Raw genomic sequence first — 2,422 nt, 5'->3', positions numbered from 1 at the left:
ATCAAACGGTTAAACCAGGTGATCAACCAAATGCTAAGGATTCAATTGGCAACGTTGGTGATCTTCCAGAAGGTACTAAGTTCGAGTACAAGACACCTGTTGACACAACAACAGAAGGCGAAAAAGACGCAACAGTTGTTGTCACTTACCCAGACGGTTCTAAAGACGAAGTTCCAGTTAAGGTTATCGTTAAAGATCCACGTACGGATGCGGATAAGAACACTCCTGTAGCTAAAGATCAAACGGTAAAACCAGGCGACCAACCAAATGCCAAGGATTCCATCGGTAATGTTGGTGATCTTCCAGAAGGCACTAAGTTCGAGTACAAGACACCTGTTGACACAACAACTGAAGGTGACAAAGATGCTACAGTTATCGTCACTTACCCAGACGGTTCTAAAGATGAAGTTCCAGTTAAGGTAACAGTCAAAGATCCACGTACAGATGCGGATAAGAACACACCAACTGCGAAAGATCAAACGGTTAAACCAGGCGACCAACCAAATGCCAAGGATTCCATCGGTAATGTCGGTGATCTTCCAGAAGGAACTAAGTTTGAGTACAAGACACCAGTTGATACAACAACTGAAGGTGACAAAGACGCTGTAGTCATTGTCACTTACCCAGATGGCTCTAAAGATGAAGTTCCAGTTAAGGTAATCGTTAAAGACCCACGTACGGATGCGGATAAGAATACACCTGTGGCTAAAGATCAAACGGTTAAACCAGGTGATCAACCAAATGCCAAGGATTCCATTGGCAACGTTGGTGACCTTCCAGAAGGTACTAAGTTCGAGTACAAGACACCTGTTGACACAACAACAGAAGGCGACAAAGATGCGACAGTTATCGTTACTTACCCAGATGGCTCTAAAGACGAAGTTCCAGTTAAGGTAATCGTTAAAGACCCACGTACAGACGCCGATAAGAATACACCAACGGTTGACAATCAAGAAACTCCAGCACCAACAGTGCATAAACCTGCTCCTGCATTAGATACAGTTCATGTCGCCTCAAAAGCAACACCAGCTGCAACTGATACTAAGCAAGCTTTGCCTGAGACAGGTGAAAACACTTCATTATTGGCTACTCTATTGGGTGGTTTGATGACAGTGGCTGGACTTGGTTTGGCAGGAAAACGCAAAAAAGAAGACTAAGATAGTTCATAGGTTAGATCCCTCAACATAGTTAGTTAGGCTATTTCGGTTTTCGAAAAAAGAGACTCATCCCATAAGGGGTGGGTCTCTTTTGTGTCTATTACAAGACAGTTCTTGTTTATATTAAAAAATTAGATAAAAATTCAAAAGGTGAAGAGATTTATTCAAAAAATATTAGTAACTTAGATTATAGAGGAAATTCCCATAAATAGTGATATGCATGAAAATGCTTATATGAAAAGGTTTGATTATTTTCACGAGGATCTAGTTACTAATCATAATTCGTTTTTTATATTGATTAAAAATTAGAGAAAATGCTTGCTTAAAGATTAAAAAAAGGATATGATAGACTTCGGAAGAAGGTTAATAAATGTATAGAGTGCGTGTTTTTTCAATAACGTCTTCGTTTTTTTGACGTGCCTTGGGGTACAAGGATTAACATATAGGAAGATTTTGAATGAAACAAGCAAATCATGTTTTTGAAAAAGTGACAAAATACGCCATTCGTAAATTGTCAGTAGGTGTAGGGCCAGTTGCTATCGGGACATTCTTGTTAGCAGGTGGTCTTTTCGTGTCTAAACCAGTTTCGGCAGACCAGGTTACTTCGGATGCATCGGTACACATGGCCTATGTCACAGAAAATGAATTAACAGCTGAAGAGCAGAAGCAAGTGGTACATGCTATTCCTAAGGAATATCAAAATGAGGACACTTTTTATCTGGTTTATAAACGTAAGGGAGACAGTCAAGCTACTCTTCCTCAGACAGGAAGCTCTGACTGGGCAGCGACAGGTTTGGGATTGGCAACAGCGACTATGGCTGTGTTGCTATTTTCAAAAAAACATCGTAAAAAAATTATTGGCTTGGTCTTGATTGGGGCCGCAGGGCAAAGTCTCCTTGTGCCGATAGAGGTTCTTGCCTTGCAAAACAAGGAGTTGCAGGCCTATAATCAAACTCTTGCGGTTTCAAATAAAGAAGATTTGGCTAAGGGTGTTATTGCCATTGATGGTTATGAGTATGTGGGTTATCTGCGTTACTCTGCTAAGCCGGAGCTTGAACAACCTTTGGAGAATACTTTGCAAGGGCTTGAGTCTTCAATAAAAGAAGATAATACAGTTAGTCAGGGGACAGCTGATAGGGATAGTAAGGGAATCAGTTGGAAAAAAGGAACACAGGAGCCGGGTCATGAAAGCGAGGCAGCTGTTCAACCTGCTAACCCAGAGTACACTGGACCAATTAGCGCTAAAGGTACGCAAGAATCAGGTC

1 protein-coding gene and 1 pseudogene are annotated in these 2,422 nt (G+C 41.2%); both read left to right on the top strand.

The features are described 5' to 3' along the window. Window positions 1–1,157 (top strand): annotated as a pseudogene (locus tag HMPREF3112_RS06140) (Rib/alpha-like domain-containing protein); the annotation flags it as partial. 457 nt (window positions 1,158–1,614) lie between these two features. After that, the coding region (locus HMPREF3112_RS11665) for a YSIRK-type signal peptide-containing protein (protein WP_141738654.1) at window positions 1,615–2,422 on the top strand (808 nt) is incomplete at its 3' end.

It is taken from the genome of Streptococcus sp. HMSC10E12 (assembly GCF_001807855.1).
In the GTDB taxonomy this organism is placed as follows: Bacteria; Bacillota; Bacilli; order Lactobacillales; family Streptococcaceae; genus Streptococcus; species Streptococcus salivarius.
The sequence above is the reverse complement of the archived record's forward strand: the minus strand, read 5'-3'. Positions and strand labels throughout refer to the sequence as shown.